The sequence below is a fragment of the Methylococcus sp. ANG genome, assembly GCF_040730495.1.
In the GTDB taxonomy this organism is placed as follows: Bacteria; Pseudomonadota; Gammaproteobacteria; order Methylococcales; family Methylococcaceae; genus Methylococcus.
In genome coordinates this window covers 1587559-1602554 of sequence record NZ_CP160399.1, presented here as the reverse complement: position 1 = coordinate 1602554, position 14996 = coordinate 1587559, and the positions used below count along the sequence as shown (strand labels likewise).

Annotated in this window: 12 protein-coding genes; 10 read left to right on the top strand and 2 right to left on the bottom strand. The window is 63.0% G+C overall.

Features of this window, described 5'->3' with window-relative positions; genetic code table 11:
- The first annotated feature begins 228 nt into the window (after positions 1 to 228).
- The 9 genes from ABZN20_RS07580 (at position 229) to ABZN20_RS07540 (ending at position 11109) form a co-directional block, all read left to right on the top strand.
- Positions 229 to 1518, top strand: coding sequence for a UDP-N-acetylglucosamine-peptide N-acetylglucosaminyltransferase (locus ABZN20_RS07580; protein ID WP_367027253.1), 1290 nt, complete (start codon positions 229 to 231; stop codon positions 1516 to 1518).
- Between the two features lie 629 nt (positions 1519 to 2147).
- Positions 2148 to 2489, top strand: a complete 342-nt coding sequence (locus tag ABZN20_RS07575) for a zinc ribbon domain-containing protein YjdM (protein ID WP_367027252.1) — start codon at positions 2148 to 2150, stop codon at positions 2487 to 2489.
- A 192-nt stretch (positions 2490 to 2681) separates the two neighbouring features.
- Positions 2682 to 3263, top strand: coding sequence for a superoxide dismutase (locus ABZN20_RS07570; RefSeq protein ID WP_367027548.1), 582 nt, complete (start codon positions 2682 to 2684; stop codon positions 3261 to 3263).
- A 347-nt stretch (positions 3264 to 3610) separates the two neighbouring features.
- Complete coding sequence (gene adk / locus ABZN20_RS07565) at positions 3611 to 4255, top strand: adenylate kinase (protein ID WP_218807323.1); 645 nt, start codon at positions 3611 to 3613, stop codon at positions 4253 to 4255.
- A gap of 34 nt (positions 4256 to 4289) precedes the next feature.
- Positions 4290 to 5696 (top strand): 3-isopropylmalate dehydratase large subunit, encoded by a 1407-nt coding sequence (leuC, locus tag ABZN20_RS07560; protein WP_218807322.1) that lies wholly within the window; start codon positions 4290 to 4292, stop codon positions 5694 to 5696.
- Positions 5693 to 6331 (top strand): 3-isopropylmalate dehydratase small subunit, encoded by a 639-nt coding sequence (leuD, locus tag ABZN20_RS07555; RefSeq protein WP_218807321.1) that lies wholly within the window; start codon positions 5693 to 5695, stop codon positions 6329 to 6331. The genes leuC and leuD overlap by 4 nt, the downstream gene beginning before the upstream one ends.
- A 26-nt stretch (positions 6332 to 6357) precedes the next feature.
- Positions 6358 to 7440: a 3-isopropylmalate dehydrogenase gene (leuB, locus tag ABZN20_RS07550; RefSeq protein ID WP_367027251.1), complete on the top strand. Its 1083-nt coding sequence runs from the start codon at positions 6358 to 6360 to the stop codon at positions 7438 to 7440.
- Positions 7441 to 7526: 86 nt separating this feature from the next.
- Positions 7527 to 8549: an aspartate-semialdehyde dehydrogenase gene (locus tag ABZN20_RS07545; RefSeq protein ID WP_218807319.1), complete on the top strand. Its 1023-nt coding sequence runs from the start codon at positions 7527 to 7529 to the stop codon at positions 8547 to 8549.
- 34 nt (positions 8550 to 8583) lie between these two features.
- A complete protein-coding gene (locus tag ABZN20_RS07540; protein WP_367027250.1) occupies positions 8584 to 11109 on the top strand; it encodes a FimV/HubP family polar landmark protein in 2526 nt (841 codons plus the stop codon).
- A gap of 57 nt (positions 11110 to 11166) precedes the next feature.
- Here ABZN20_RS07540 and ABZN20_RS07535 read toward each other — a convergent pair whose 3' ends face one another.
- Together ABZN20_RS07535 and ABZN20_RS07530 are read right to left on the bottom strand one after the other, a co-directional pair.
- A complete protein-coding gene (locus ABZN20_RS07535; RefSeq protein WP_367027249.1) occupies positions 11167 to 11652 on the bottom strand; it encodes a DUF934 domain-containing protein in 486 nt (161 codons plus the stop codon).
- Positions 11639 to 13285: a nitrite/sulfite reductase gene (locus ABZN20_RS07530; protein WP_367027248.1), complete on the bottom strand. Its 1647-nt coding sequence runs from the start codon at positions 13283 to 13285 to the stop codon at positions 11639 to 11641. Before ABZN20_RS07530 ends, ABZN20_RS07535 begins: the two co-directional genes overlap by 14 nt.
- A gap of 283 nt (positions 13286 to 13568) precedes the next feature.
- Here ABZN20_RS07530 and nhaD point away from each other — a divergent pair, with 283 nt between their 5' ends.
- Positions 13569 to 14930 (top strand): sodium:proton antiporter NhaD, encoded by a 1362-nt coding sequence (gene nhaD / locus ABZN20_RS07525; RefSeq protein WP_218807316.1) that lies wholly within the window; start codon positions 13569 to 13571, stop codon positions 14928 to 14930.
- Positions 14931 to 14996 lie beyond the last annotated feature (66 nt).

Sequence of the window (14996 nt, the reverse complement as noted above, 5' to 3'; positions counted from 1 at the left end):
CCGCATCAGAACGTCGACCGCGCCGCGGCTGACCGTGATCTCAAAGCGCACCGACGGTCGCTTGGGCCTCTGTCCGGGGGCTTAACTGGCCTTCCGGCGGCAACGGGACGGCCTTTGTTTTTAGGCGGCAGTTCCCCCTATCGATGCAGAGCAGGTAAGCAATTGAAATTTTATGACCTGAGCCGGAGCATGTGCGAATGGGATCGTCTGGACGAGTGGCGTACCAAGATGCGCGACGTCATCACCAGGAAAGAAGCAGGGAAGATTCCGCCATTTCATTTGCTGTCAATGCCAGGGATGGAAGCAAGCGAGCAACGATCATGCGCCGATCTGTGGATGCAGGATCGTATCGAGTCGTCGAGGATGCAGAGATCGCATCTGGACTTCGCGTTCTTTCCGACAGCCAAGGCAAAAATACGCCTCGGATATCTATCCTGTGACTTCCACGACCATGCAACGTCGCTGCTATTGGTGGAGTTGTTCGAATTCCACGACCGGGGCCGCTTCGAGGTGTTTGCGTATTCTTATGGTCCGGATGACGGGAAAAACATGCGGGGGCGCCTCAAAAAATGCTTCGACCGCTTCACTGATATTCAGGAATTATCGGACGCCGAAGCTGCGCAGACGATCCACGAGGATCGGATTGACATTCTGGTCGATCTGAAAGGTTATACGAGCAATACTCGCACGATGATTCTCACATTCCGTCCGGCGCCGATTCAGGTGAATTATCTGGGTTATCCCGGCACCTTGGGCGGCGATTTCTGCGACTACATCATCACCGATCCGTTCCTTACACCGCCAGGGAGCGCGGCCGATTACAGCGAGGAGTTCGCGTATCTGCCAGATACGTATCAACCTCATGGCCGCCGCTGCCCAATTGGTGCTCGTCCCACACGATCCGATGCCGGCCTGGCGGAGAAGGGATTTGTGTTCTGCTGCTTCAACCAGGCTTACAAGATTACTCCGGAGGTTTTCGATGTTTGGTGCAAACTGCTCTTCAACATTCCTGGCAGCGTGCTTTGGTTGCTGAAGAGCAGCAGGGCGGAAGGCAATCTCAGGAATGAGGCTTGTAAACGGGGCATCGCTCCCGACCGCCTCGTTTTTGCTGAGGAGAAACCGCAAAGTGAGCACCTGGGGCGGCTGGCATTGGCGGACTTGGTGCTGGATACGTTTCCCTACAACGCTCACACAACGGCCAGCGACGCATTATGGGCTGGTGTTCCCGTCGTGACGCGCGCCGGAGCGACGTTTCCTTCGCGGGTCGCTGGAAGTCTTTTGCAGGCGGTCGGCTTGCCGGAGCTCATTGCCACTGACATCGAAGGTTATTACGACCTGGCTTTTGATCTGGCCTTCTCTCCGGAGCGGTTGTCACAGATCAAAGCAAAGCTTGACACCAACCGGCTGACTACTGCTTTATTCGACATCGGTACTTATACCAAGAATATCGAAAAGTTGTATGAAACCATGTGGCAACGGCATCTCAATGGCCTGCCGCCTTCCATCATACAGACGTGACGCCTGCGAGAATGTGAGGCACGCGTTTCGGCTGGTGGGAAGATTCAGGCCGACAGCCGGGAGCGGCTTTCGCAGTCGCGGGTGGAGCAGTGCGTGGGCGTCTGGAATGCCAGCGGTTGGCGATCTCGAAGAAGACCGATGTGGCTCATCTCACTGACGAGTCGCCCGGAGTCGTGAAGATCGCCGGGCCTTTTTGGTCCGAAAGACGATTTCGAATCGGAGCGAAGACTGCGCTGAATGCAGCCGCGGTGCCCGCAAAAAGGTGGCGACCGGCATTGAGGGGACACGATGCCGGCCGCCGGAGAATGGGAGATGATGAACCATGAATAGTCACCAGCACCTGGGCGTGGCGGCTGATCCACGGTGAATAGTTCAACATGCAGTTGTATCCTGAATGTGTGCGGAATGTCAGTTTTATGTAATCGCCTGCTTACCCGACACCTGGCCGAGCACCGCTACGGCCCGCCGAGCCGGAAGGACTGGAGTCTCCCCGATGCGCCCGTTTCAGGCAGCCTGTGGCGAGAGGCCGATCACCTCGGGTGAGGTCGCATTCCGTCCAGTGCCTTTGACTTCGCCCTTGGCGGTCGTGTAGATTCCGCCCACTTTTTTGCCAACGTCAAAGGTATCGTATGAGCAATTTCCCGCCGTGCCCGCAATGCAATTCTGAATTCACCTATGAGGACGGCGAAATGTTCGTCTGTCCAGAATGCGGGTACGAATGGGCAACGGCCGCGGCTCCCGAGAGCGCGGAAGCCGGCAAAGTGGTGAAAGACGCTTACGGCAACGTTCTGAAAGACGGGGACAGTGTGACGGTGATCAAGGATTTGAAAATCAAAGGCTCATCATCGGTGGTTAAAGTGGGCACCAAAGTCAAGAACATTCGTCTGGTCGACGGCGACCACGACATCGATTGCAAGATCGACGGTATTGGCGCGATGGGCCTGAAATCGGAGTTTGTCAAGAAAGCCTGAATAGGCTTGCGGTGACAAGGATGGTTCTATTCTTCCACCAAACCCATAGGTGCAGATATGAGAGAGAGTCATGTGCGCGATTCATCGATTGTACACAGCCGTCGCGGCTTTCTTATTGCATCCGCGGGAGCTGTTGCCTGGTTGGCAATAGGCGGATTTCCCAGGGCTTCGAAGGCTGCGTCTCCCCATTCCTTGCCGCCGTTGCCTTACGCCGAGAATGCTTTGGCGCCGGTGATTTCAGCCAAGACGGTGGGGTTCCACTATGGGAAACATCACAAGGGTTATGTGGATAATCTGAACAAGCTTGTTGCGGGAACGGAGTATGCCGATGCTCCCTTGGAGAAAATTATTGCCGATACTGCGGGGAAGGCGGACAAGGTTCTGGTTTTCAATAACGCCGCTCAGGTCTGGAACCATACGTTCTATTGGAAAAGCCTGCGGGCTAAAGGCGGCGGCGAGCCGCCGGCGGCACTTAAGCGGAAAATCGAAGCTTCATTCGGGAGCGTCGATGTTTGCAAGAAGGAAATTGCGAATGCGGCGGTTTCACAGTTCGGAAGTGGTTGGGCTTGGCTCGTTCTCAATGGCGACAAGCTAGAGATTATCAAGACGGCCAATGCCGATACTCCATTGGCGTCCGGAACAAAGCCTTTGCTGGCAATCGACGTGTGGGAGCACGCCTATTATCTGGACTATCAGAACCGCCGCGCCGATTATGTGAATGCGGTTCTCGACAAGCTGCTCAATTGGGAGTTTGCTTTGCAAAACGCCGGCTAGAAAGGCGGCGGCGGGAGTCGCCGCAGTGGTACGCTCGATGCAGGGAGCGGCCAGCTTAGGGCGGCTGGCCGCCGGGTCACCGGCTCCGTGGTCAACTGTCGACGTGGGCCAGGGAATGCTTTTCGACCCACGGAGGCAAGTTAATCACGGCGTTGTATCGGGAGTATTTCCCAAATGTTGCGGAGCGGACAGAGTCGCGTCGGGGCGGTTCGACAGCCTGCCGGTTTCGTTCGTTTGGGCTGGTGGCTGGGTACCGTTTTTGCCGGACATCACGGCGGGCGGTAGGCGCCGCGGCCGCATCTATGGCATGATGCCAGGTTTCTTACACCAAAGCGTCGGAGTCATTCATGCGCATCATGCTGCTGGGAAGCCCTGGGTCCGGTAAGGGTACGCAAGCCAAGTACATCACGGAGCGTTTCGGCATCCCTCAGATTTCCACCGGCGACATGCTGCGTGCCGCGGTGCGCGAGGGCACGCCGCTCGGGATGGAGGCGAAGAAGATCATGGATGCCGGGCAACTGGTGTCGGATTCGATCATCCTCGGCCTGATCAAGGAGCGCATCGCCGCGCCGGATTGCGCGAACGGGTTCCTCCTGGATGGCTTCCCCCGCACGATCGCCCAGGCCGACGGCTTGGCCGAGATGGGCGTGGCGCTCGACCATGTGGTGGAGATCGCGGTGGACGACGAGGAGATCGTCAAGCGCATGAGTGGCCGGCGGGTGCATCCGGCTTCCGGCCGTACCTATCATGTGGTGTTCAATCCGCCGAAGGTGGAAGGCAAGGACGACGAGACCGGCGAGCCGCTGATCCAGCGCGAGGACGACAAGGAGGAGACCGTCCGCAAGCGCCTGGAGGTCTACCATGCCCAGACCAAGCCGCTGGTCGATTACTACCGGGACAAAGCGGGGCAGGGCGGGGCTGCATTCCACACGGTGCCGGGCGTAGGCAGCGTCGAGGCCATCCGCGACGCGGTGCTGGCCGTCTTGGCCTGAGGGGCCGCCGGATCCATCTTTCCATCTTGAAGCCATGAGCGGAAAAACCCTTTACGACAAACTGTGGGACGATCACGTCGTGCATGCCGATGCGGACGGATCGTGCCTGATCTATATCGACCGCCATCTGATTCACGAGGTGACCTCGCCCCAGGCTTTCGAGGGGCTGCGGATGGCGGGGCGCGAACCCTGGCGGGTGGATGCCAACCTTGCGGTGGCCGACCACAACGTGCCGACCGCCGATCGCGACCGGGGCATCGCCGATCCGGTATCGCGTCTGCAGGTGGAAACCCTGGACAAGAACTGCGCCGATTTCGGCATCATCGAATTCGCGATGGACGACGTGCGCCAGGGCATCGTGCACGTGATCGGTCCCGAGCAGGGCGCGACCCTGCCGGGCATGACCATCGTTTGCGGCGACTCGCATACGTCGACTCACGGCGCTTTCGGGGCGCTCGCCTTCGGGATCGGCACTTCCGAGGTCGAGCACGTGCTGGCCACACAATGCCTGGTGCAGCGCAAGGCGAAGAACATGCTTGTGCGCGTCGACGGCAAGCTGGCGCCGGGCGTGACGGCGAAAGACCTGGTGCTGGCGGTCATCGGGCGTATCGGAACCGCCGGCGGCACCGGCTATACCATCGAATTCGCCGGCGAGGCCATCCGCGGCTTGTCGATGGAAGGCCGGATGACGGTCTGCAACATGGCGATCGAGGCGGGCGCACGCGCCGGCCTGGTGGCGGTGGACGAGGTGACGTTCGACTACCTCGAGGGCCGGCCGTTCGCTCCGGCGGGCGCGCTGTGGGAGCGCGCGGTCGAGGCTTGGAAGGACCTCCACAGCGATCCCGATGCCGTGTTCGACAAGACCGTCGAGATCGATGCCGCCAGCATCAAGCCGCAGGTGACCTGGGGAACCTCGCCGGAGCAGGTCGTGCCGGTGGATGCCAAGGTGCCCGACCCGGCGGCGGAAACGGATCCGGTGCGGCGCGAAAGCATGGAGCGGGCGCTGCAGTACATGGATCTCCAACCGGGCACGCCGATCGAGGCGATCCGGGTCGACCGGGTGTTCATCGGCTCCTGCACCAATGCGCGGATCGAGGACCTGCGCGCGGCGGCGGAAGTCGCCCGTGGCCATAAGGTCACCGTCAAGCAGGCGCTGGTGGTGCCCGGCTCCGGCCTGGTCAAGCGGCAGGCGGAGCAGGAGGGGCTGGACAAGGTTTTCATCGATGCCGGTTTCGAGTGGCGCGATCCAGGCTGTTCCATGTGCCTGGCGATGAACGCCGACCGGCTGGAACCCGGCGAGCGCTGCGCCTCGACCTCCAACCGGAATTTCGAGGGACGCCAGGGCTACGGCGGGCGCACCCATCTGGTGAGTCCGGCCATGGCGGCCGCGGCGGCCATTCACGGGCATTTCGTCGACATTACCGAAGGAGGGCGTGCATGAAGCCTTTCAAGAAGATCACCTCGAAGGTCGTGCCGCTGGATCGCGCGAACGTCGACACCGACGCCATCATTCCCAAGCAGTTTCTGAAATCCATCCGCCGCAGCGGGTTCGGCCCCTATCTGTTCGACGAATGGCGCTACCTGGACCGTGGCGAGCCGGACATGGATTGCAGCAACCGCCCGCTCAACCCGGAATTCGTGCTCAATCTGCCGTGCTATGTCGGCGCCAGGATATTGCTGGCCCGCAAGAACTTCGGCTGTGGCTCCTCGCGCGAGCACGCGCCCTGGGCGCTGGAGGATTACGGCTTTCGCGCCATCATCGCGCCGAGTTTCGCCGACATCTTCTACAACAACTGCTTCAAGAACGGCATCCTGCCCATCGTGCTCGACGAGACCAAGGTGGACCGCTTGTTCGCGGAAGCCGGTCCCGGTTTCGAGCTGACCGTCGACCTGGAGGCGCAGACCGTGGCGACGCCGTTCGGCGAAACCTTCCATTTCGACGTGGACGCCTCCCGCAAGCATCGCTTGCTCAACGGCCTGGACGACATCGGCCTGACCCTGCAGCATGCCGAGGCCATCCGCGCCTACGAAGCCGCCCGGCGCGAGTCCGCGCCGTGGCTGTTCGCCGTACCCTGACATCGCGTTATTGGGAATACGCTGCAATGACTATCAAAATCGCTGTTTTACCCGGTGACGGCATCGGACCGGAAATCGTCACCGAGGCCTTGAAGGTCTTGGACTGCCTGCGCACCGATTTCGGCCTGGCGGTCGAAACCGAGCACGCGCTGATCGGCGGCGCGGCCTACGATGCGCACGGCACGCCGTTCCCCAAGGAAACCCTGGACCTGTGCCGGGCTGCCGATTCGATCCTGCTCGGCGCGGTCGGCGGACCCAAGTGGGAGCCGCTGGACTATTCGCTGCGGCCGGAGCGGGGCCTCTTGGGTCTGCGTTCCGAACTGGAACTGTTTTCCAATCTGCGCCCGGCGGTGCTCTATCCGCAGCTGGTCTCGGCCTCGACCCTCAAGCCCGAGGTGGTCTCCGGCCTCGACATCATGATCGTGCGCGAGCTGACCGGCGGCATCTATTTCGGCAAGCCGCGCGGCCGCCGCATCAACGAGCAGGGCGAGCGCGAAGGCTACAACACCCTGGTGTACAGCGAATCGGAGATCCGCCGCATCGCCCACAGCGCATTCCGGATCGCCCAGAAACGCAACCAGCGCCTGTGCAGCATCGACAAGGCCAACGTGCTGGAGTGCACCGAGCTGTGGCGCGAGGTGGTGACCGAGGTCGGCAAGGAGTATCCGGACGTCGCCTTGAGCCACATGTACGTCGACAACGCATCCATGCAACTGGTGCGCGCACCTAAGCAGTTCGACGTGATGCTGACCGACAACATGTTCGGCGACATCCTGTCCGACTGCGCCGCCATGCTGACCGGCTCGATCGGCATGCTGCCCTCGGCCTCTCTGGACAAGGACGGCAAGGGCATGTACGAGCCCATCCACGGCTCCGCGCCGGACATCGCCGGCCGCGGCATCGCCAATCCGATCGCCACCATCCTGTCGCTGGCCATGATGCTGCGCTACAGCTTCGACGACGCGGCTTCTGCGGAACGGATAGAGAAGGCGGTGCGGACGGCGCTGGACCAGGGCTGCCGCACCGCCGACATCGCCTCGGCAGGCACCGCCAAGGTCGGCACCGCCGCGATGGGCGATGCGATCGTCGCTGCGTTGCGCGCCGCCTGAATGTTTTCCCTCACCCCATCCCTCTCCCAAAGGGAGAGGGTGAGCCGGATTCGCTACGCGAGTTTCTACTGCATCGAGTTAGAGCCATGAGCAAGACCTTCAATGTCGCCGTGCTGGGGGCCACCGGGGCCGTCGGCGAAACCATGCTGTCCATCCTGGAGCAGCGTAATTTCCCGGTGGGCGAGGTGTACGCCCTGGCCAGCAGCCGTTCCGCCGGCAAGCGCGTGGAGTTCAAGGGCAGCCAGCTCAAGGTGCTGGACGTCGAGGAATTCGACTGGTCCGGGGTCGAAATCGGGCTGTTTTCGCCCGGCGCCTCGGTGTCGGACATCCATGCCCCCAAGGCCGCCGCGGCCGGCTGCGTGGTGATCGACAACACCTCCCGCTTCCGCTACGAGGACGACATCCCGCTGGTGGTGCCGGAGGTCAATCCGGAGAAAATCGCCGATTACCGGAACCGCGGTATCATCGCCAACCCGAACTGTTCCACCATCCAGATGCTGGTGGCGCTGAAGCCGATCTACGATGCGGTCGGCATCGAGCGCATCAACGTCTGCACTTACCAAGCGGTGTCCGGCACCGGCAAGAAAGCCATCGAGGAACTGGCCGGTCAGACCGCGCAGCTGCTCAACGGCCGCTCCTGCGAGGCTTCGGTTTACCCCAAGCAGATCGCCTTCAACGTGCTGCCGCAGATCGATGTCTTCATGGACAACGGCTACACCAAGGAAGAGATGAAGATGGTTTGGGAAACCCGCAAGATCATGGGCGACGACGCCATCCTGGTGAATCCGACCACCGTGCGGGTGCCGGTGTTCTACGGTCATTCGGAGGCGGTGCACATAGAGACCCGCGACAAGATCACGGCGGAGCGGGCGCGGGCGCTGTTGCAGAAGGCGCCGGGCGTGGTGGTGATCGACGAGCATCAGCCCGGCGGCTACCCTACCGCCGTCACCGAGGCGGCCGGGCATGACCCGGTCTACGTCGGCCGCATCCGCGAGGACATTTCGCATCCGCGTGGCCTGAACCTGTGGGTCGTCGCCGACAACATCCGCAAGGGCGCGGCGCTCAACAGCGTGCAGATTGCGGAGGCGCTGATCGGCAACTATCTTTGACTCCGTATTTTTTATTTCCGGCTGAAGACTCGCGGTGTACAGAGCGGAAAGGATCAGATTCGCGCGTCGGACCCTGGCGCTCATCGGCATCTTCATGTCGCCCGGCTCCCACGCCCTGGGGGTCGGGGAGCTCAGGCTGCAGTCCGCCCTCAACCAGACGCTCAAGGCGGAGGTGCCCCTCGTCGTTTCGGACGAGAAACTCGACGACATCAAGGTAATGCTGGCTCCGCCGGAGGTTTTTGCCCAGGCCGGCATCGAGCGTCAGCAGTTCCTGTCGAGCCTGCGGTTTCAGCCGGAGCGGCGCGCGGACGGGAACTGCGTGATCCGGATCAGTTCCCGCGAACCCGTCCGCGATCCGTTCCTGAGTTTTCTCATGGAAGTGAATTGGCCGGATGGGCGGGTCGTCAAGGAATTCACCGTGCTGGTCGATCCGCCGGCCCAGGTCCTTCCCGGCCTGAGTCCTGCCGGCCAGGCGGAGCCCTCTTCCCAATACCGGCGCGCCCCCGCGCCGCGTTCGCCTTATTTCGCGGACAGTCCGCCCTCCCCCGATGCGCGCCGTCCGAAGCCTGCCGAGGACGTCTCGGAATATGGCCCCATAAGGCGCCGCGACACGCTGTCTTCCATTGCCAGGGCCGTCAACGCCGACGGCGACCTCACGCCGGAACAAGTCAAGGTCGGCATCTACCGCGCCAATCCGGATGCATTCATCGGGGGCAACGTCAACGCCCTCAGGCGCGGAGTCACGTTGAACATCCCTCCGCGCGGGGTGCTGGCGGAACGGCAGCCGGCCGAAGCCGCCAGGGAGTGGCGGGAGCTGCGGGCGGCGGCGCGCCGGGGAAGTCCGGAGGAGGCGGCCGGGGTGGCGTCCGAGCGTCCCCCGGCGGCTTCCGCTCCCGTCCCGCTGCCGGAAGGGGGGGAGGCAGCGGCCCGAGGCTCCCGGCTCAAACTTCTCGCTCCCGGCAGCAAGGGGCAGGCCGGCAGAACCGGCGGCAAGGAAGACCTCGCCCTGGAGGTCGCCGAAAGCCTTCGCCAGGAAAATGAAGAAATTCGCGTCCGATTGGGCGCGCTCGAACAGCAGCTTTCGACCCTTCAGAAACTCCTCGAACTGAGGGAGCAGCAGATCGCGGCGATGCAGCCCGTAGCCCCGGCTGCCGGAACGGCCGCCGGCGTTTTACCGGCCGCGGCTTCTCCCGCCGCAAGCGCCATGCCGTCGCCGGAGCCGTCTCCTGTCGCGGAAACCGCTGCCGGCGCGCCGGTGGTGACCGTGGCGATTCAGCCTCCGGCAGAGGCAACCGCGCAGCCGGAGGAAGAGCCTGCGAACGGCGCCTGGCTTTGGGGAGTCGGTTTCGGCGCCATCACGCTCGCGGCGGCGCTGGCCTGGTGGGCGAACCGGAAGCGGCGGCTGTTCACCTTTGGCCTGGGGCTGCCTTCGAGTCTCGATATGCTGATGGCCGGCAAAAAGGAACCGGCCGGGGGGCGGACCGTTCCTTCCGCGGGTGTCCGCAGCCTGGAGTCGTACCGCAACGCGGCCAAAGCCGTGGATTCCGGGGAGCCGGTCGACCCGATCGCCGAGACCGATGCCTTTCTGGCCAACGGAAAACATGCCCAGGCCGAGCAACTGATGCGGGCAGCCGTCGCGGCACATCCCGAACGCGAGGACTTTCACCTGAAACTGCTCGAGATCCTGTACCTGGGCGGGAAATACCAGGCGTTCGAGGAACTGGCGGAAGATGTGTCGGGCTGGCGTGAGACGCGGCCGGAGCTGTGGGGAGAGGTTTCCCGCATGAGTCTGAAGTTGCGGCTGAAATCTCCCGCCCAGGCGGATGCTCCGGACACTCTTCCGGAGGCGGCATCTGCCGCGCCGCCCCCGCTCCAGCAGGTTGTCGGTGAGCCGGCTCCAGAGCTACCGCTGCCGCCTCCGTCCGCTGAGGAGGCCCTCCCGGATTCTCGCGAGGCGGACTCCCTCGGCGGCACCGCACGCCCCGAGATGGCGGAAGTTGCAGCCGAGGAGGTAGCGCCCCTCGAGTTCGAGCTCAGCGGACTGGATACGGCGGCACCGGGCGGGAAGGCGAAGGACGAGCCCGAGGTCGTCCATGACGCCGGCAATCTCATCGCTTACGAACCGGAACCGTATGCCGGTACGGCGGTTCAGTCGGGGGAGTCTCTCGAGTCGCTGCTGGCGGAACTCGAAGGCCTTGGCGACAGTGCCGGGAAACCTCGGGTCGAGGAGAGGTCGGGCCTCGTGTCGGAATCGCCGATCACCATCGAGATCGAAGCGGTCCCAGCCGCGCGGCACGCGGGAACCGCCGGCGAGCCCGGTTTCGGTACACCAGGCCTGATACGGGAAGATACGGATCCGTACGCAGACATCACCGACATGGATCCGCTCGAGACCAAGCTCGACCTGAGCAAGGCATACGTCGACATGGGCGATGCCGATTCGGCACGCGAGCTGCTCGAGGATATCCTCGCCGCGGGGAGCGACCGCCAGAAGGCCGAAGCCCGCGTACTCATGGATCGGGTGACCGGGACGCAGGACCCCGCTGGAACGGTGTCTTGAATTTCGTCCCGGTTCCGGCGCGCCGCCCTGAGTGGCGACGCGGCCGGAGTTTCCAATTCATCTGGCGCAACGCCGATAAATCGGCAGCGGTTCATCTATCGCGGCCTGGTAAGTCACGCTGAATTCGCTGAGCAGGGGCAGTGCGGTTTCCAGGTTCGCATCGTGTGTGAATTCAAAGGCGTTGAATCCCACGCGCCGGAGATAGAACACCTGGTCCGGCATGATGGCCCCGCGCGCCCTGAGTTCGCCCCGGTAGCCGTAGCGCTCCCTTAGCAGCCTGGCGATGGAAAAGCCACGGCCGTCGACCATGCTGGGGAACTCCACCACGACCAGCGGGAACTGGTCGAGTTGCCCGGCGAAATCTTCCACGCGGTCGTCTCCCCCGACCCGCAGCCCCAAGGCGCCGCCATGGGCAGCCAGTTCGTTTTTCTCCCGGTTCCAGCGTGCGAGCGAGACGGTGCAGGGGGCCGCACTCACCGGCTCGTCGTCGGCCAGGTGGTGCCAGGTATCGGTGACGATGGATCCGTCCTTAATGATGGGCATAGACGCGCTCCTGAAACGGGTTGATGCCGAGACGCCGCACGGTGTCGAGGAAGGATTCCCCGTCCTGGCGGAGTTCGATGTAGGCTTGCAGGATGGTTTCCACGGCTTGGGCCACGTTGGCCTTGTCGATGGCGGGGCCGAGGCGCTCGCCGAGGGAGGCGTCGTTGCTGGAACTGCCGCCGAGGGTGAGCTGGTACCACTCTTCGCCTTTCTTGTCGACGCCCAGGATGCCGATGTGGCCGACGCTCTGATGGGCGCAGCCGTTCATGCAGCCGGAGATGTTGATGCGCAGGTCGCCGAGGTCATGCAGATAGTCGATGTCGTCGATGCGCGAATAGATGTCTTCCGCCACCGGGATCGAACTGGCGTTGGCGAGCGAGCAGTAATCCAGGCCGGGGCAGCAGATCATGTCGGTGGCCTTGCCGATGTTGGGCGTGGCCAGCCCAATGGCGTCGAGGCGCTGCCAGAGTTCGTGCAGGTCGTCCTGATTCACGTCCGCGAACACCAGGTTCTGGGTGTGGGTGGCGCGGACCTCGCCGAAGCTGTAGCGGTCGGCGAGGTCGGCCACGGCGTCCAACTGGGCGTCGGTGACATCGCCCGGCGGCACGGCGCGGGCTTTCAGTGAAAGGAACACCGAGCGGTAGCCGGCGACCTTGTGCGGCGCGGTGTTGTTCCTCAGCCAGGCGGCGAAGCGGGGATCGGCGGCGGCTTGAGTGTCCAGTGTTCCGGCACTTGCCGGCCGGTAATCCGGCGCGGCGAAATGCCGTTTGACCCGCTCGACCTCGGCCGTGTCCAGAACCAATTGCCCGCGGATTTGTGCCCACTCGGCTTCGACCTGCCGGGTGAAATCCTCGATGCCGGTTTCCTTGAGCAGAATCTTGATGCGCGCCTTGTATTTGTTGTCGCGCCTGCCGAAACGGTTGTACACGCGCAGGATGGCTTCCAGGTAGGAGAGGAGGTCCGACTTGGCGAGGAAGGGGCGGACGGTCTGGCCGATGATCGGCGTGCGTCCGAGGCCGCCTCCGACCAGGACCTCGAAGCCGGTTTCGCCTGCCTCGTTCCTGACCATCTGCAGGCCGATGTCGTGCACCTGGGTCGCGGCGCGGTCTTTCGCCGCCCCGCTGACGGCGATCTTGAACTTGCGCGGGAGGTAGCTGAACTCCGGATGCAGGGTCGACCACTGCCGGATGATTTCGCAGTACGGGCGCGGGTCCTCGATCTCGTCGGGGCAGACGCCGGCCAGCGGGTCGGAGGTGACGTTGCGGATGCAGGCGCCGCTGGTCTGGATGGCGTGCATCTGGACCGTCGCCAGTTCCGCCAGGATGTCCGGCACGTCTTCCAGGCGCGGCCAGTTGAACTGGATGTTCTGGCGGGTCGTGAAATGGGCGACGGATTTGTCGTAGCGGCGGGCGATCTCGGCCAGCTTGCGCAGTTGCCGGGAGGAGAGCAGGCCGTAAGGGATGGCGACGCGCAGCATCGGGGCGTGGCGCTGGAGGTACAGCCCGTTCATCAGGCGCAGGGGCCGGAACTGGTCTTCGGTCAGCTCGCCCTGGAGGAATCTGCGGGTCTGGTTGCGGAACTGGGCAACCCGTTCGTCGACCAGCCGCTGGTCATATTGGTCGTATTGATACATGGCGTTTTCGCTGTCGGGTGTTCGCTTCGGCGATATCCTGAGTTTTTTACTATGAAATCGACGATAACACCATGGCATGTCGGCGTCGACGCCTGCAGCCGGTGCGTGGTGGTGGGGCTGGGACAGCGTGCGCGCCGCCGGTGCGCATGGCGCCGGGGCCCGGTGGATTCGTCAGTCCGGAGGTTCTTCTTATATAATCGCGGGTCAGATTTGGGAACAGGCGGGCCGCTCATGTAGCGGCCACGTTTTTATTCAATTCATAACAATTCGAGAGGACCTGGCCTTGTTACGCGCATTCGCATTACTGTCGCTCTTCCTCGGGCTGCCCGAACTTGCCCTGGCGGAGGAAACCCGGAATCTTGATCTGACCGCGGCCCACCGCGGATTATACTGTGTTCTGATCTTCATCGTGGCCTATGCTTTCGTGATGACCGAAGAATTCACTCATCTTCGGAAGTCCAAGCCGGTCATCCTCGCCGCCGGCATCATCTGGGCGCAGGTCGCTTACATGGCCAGCACCGCCGGCGTCGCCGCCGAAGAGGTGCACCGGGCGTTCGAGCACGATCTCAAGGAATACGCGGAGTTGATGCTGTTCCTGCTGGTCGCGATGACCTACATCAACGCCATGGCCGAGCGCAACGTGTTCGAGGCGCTGCGTTCCTGGCTGGTGACCCGCAAATTCGGTTACCGCAAGCTGTTCTGGATCACCGGCGTCATCACCTTCTTCCTGTCCTCCGTGGCCGACAACCTGACCTCGGCCCTGCTGGTCGGTGCGGTGGTGATGGCGGTCGGCGCCAAGAGCCCCAAGTTCGTGAGCCTGGGCTTCATCAACCTGGTGATCGCGGCCAATGCGGGCGGCGCCTTCAGTCCGTTCGGCGACATCACGACCCTGATGGTGTGGCAGGCCGGAAAGGCCGAGTTTTTCGACTTCTTCGAGCTGTTCATTCCTTCGGTGGTGAACTTCGTCGTCCCGGCCGCCTTCATGCACTTCGTGATCCCGAACGAGCTGCCGGATTTTCCCGAGGAAGAGGTCGTCACCATGAAGCCCGGCGCTCTGCTGATCTGCGGCCTGTTCGTGCTTACGATCTCGATCGCCGTCAGCTTCAAGCAGTTCCTCCATCTGCCGCCGTTCCTGGGCATGATGGTGGGCCTCTCCATCCTGATGTTCTACGGTTACCGCCTCAAGCTGTACTTCCCCGGCACCAATGGCGACAGGTTCGACGTGTTCGCCAACGTCCGCGACGCCGAATGGGACACGCTGCTGTTTTTCTTCGGCGTGGTGTTCGCGGTCGGCGGCCTGGGCTACATCGGCTATCTGGAGCTGGCTTCGGCCGCCATGTACGACGGTCTCGGCGCGACCACGGCCAACATCATCGTGGGTATCCTGTCGGCCGTGGTCGACAACATCCCGGTGATGTTCGCGGTACTGAACATGAACCCGGAGATGGACATCTACCAGTGGATGCTGGTCACTCTGACCGCGGGCGTGGGCGGCTCCATGCTGTCGGTGGGATCGGCGGCCGGTGTGGCGCTGATGGGTACCTCCCGCGGCATGTACACCTTCTTCAGCCATCTGAAGTGGGCGCCCGCGGTGGCTGCAGGCTATGTCGCCAGCATCGTGACGCACTATTTCATCAACGGCTGACCCAGACCGTTCGGGCCGTCCGAAGAGGCGGTCCGGATGCCGGACAAAAAGCCCGCGGTTTCGTCC

Bases quoted from the DNA above. Each gene is read 5' to 3' on its own strand.
- ABZN20_RS07580 (WP_367027253.1), top strand. From the start codon at position 229: ATGCGCGACGTCATCACCAGGAAAGAAGCAGGGAAGATTCCGCCATTT.
- ABZN20_RS07575 (WP_367027252.1), top strand. From the start codon at position 2,148: ATGAGCAATTTCCCGCCGTGCCCGCAATGCAATTCTGAATTCACCTAT.
- adk (WP_218807323.1), top strand. From the start codon at position 3,611: ATGCGCATCATGCTGCTGGGAAGCCCTGGGTCCGGTAAGGGTACGCAA.
- leuC (WP_218807322.1), top strand. From the start codon at position 4,290: ATGAGCGGAAAAACCCTTTACGACAAACTGTGGGACGATCACGTCGTG.
- leuD (WP_218807321.1), top strand. From the start codon at position 5,693: ATGAAGCCTTTCAAGAAGATCACCTCGAAGGTCGTGCCGCTGGATCGC.
- leuB (WP_367027251.1), top strand. From the start codon at position 6,358: ATGACTATCAAAATCGCTGTTTTACCCGGTGACGGCATCGGACCGGAA.
- ABZN20_RS07545 (WP_218807319.1), top strand. From the start codon at position 7,527: ATGAGCAAGACCTTCAATGTCGCCGTGCTGGGGGCCACCGGGGCCGTC.
- ABZN20_RS07535 (WP_367027249.1), bottom strand. From the start codon at position 11,652: ATGCCCATCATTAAGGACGGATCCATCGTCACCGATACCTGGCACCAC.
- ABZN20_RS07530 (WP_367027248.1), bottom strand. From the start codon at position 13,285: ATGTATCAATACGACCAATATGACCAGCGGCTGGTCGACGAACGGGTT.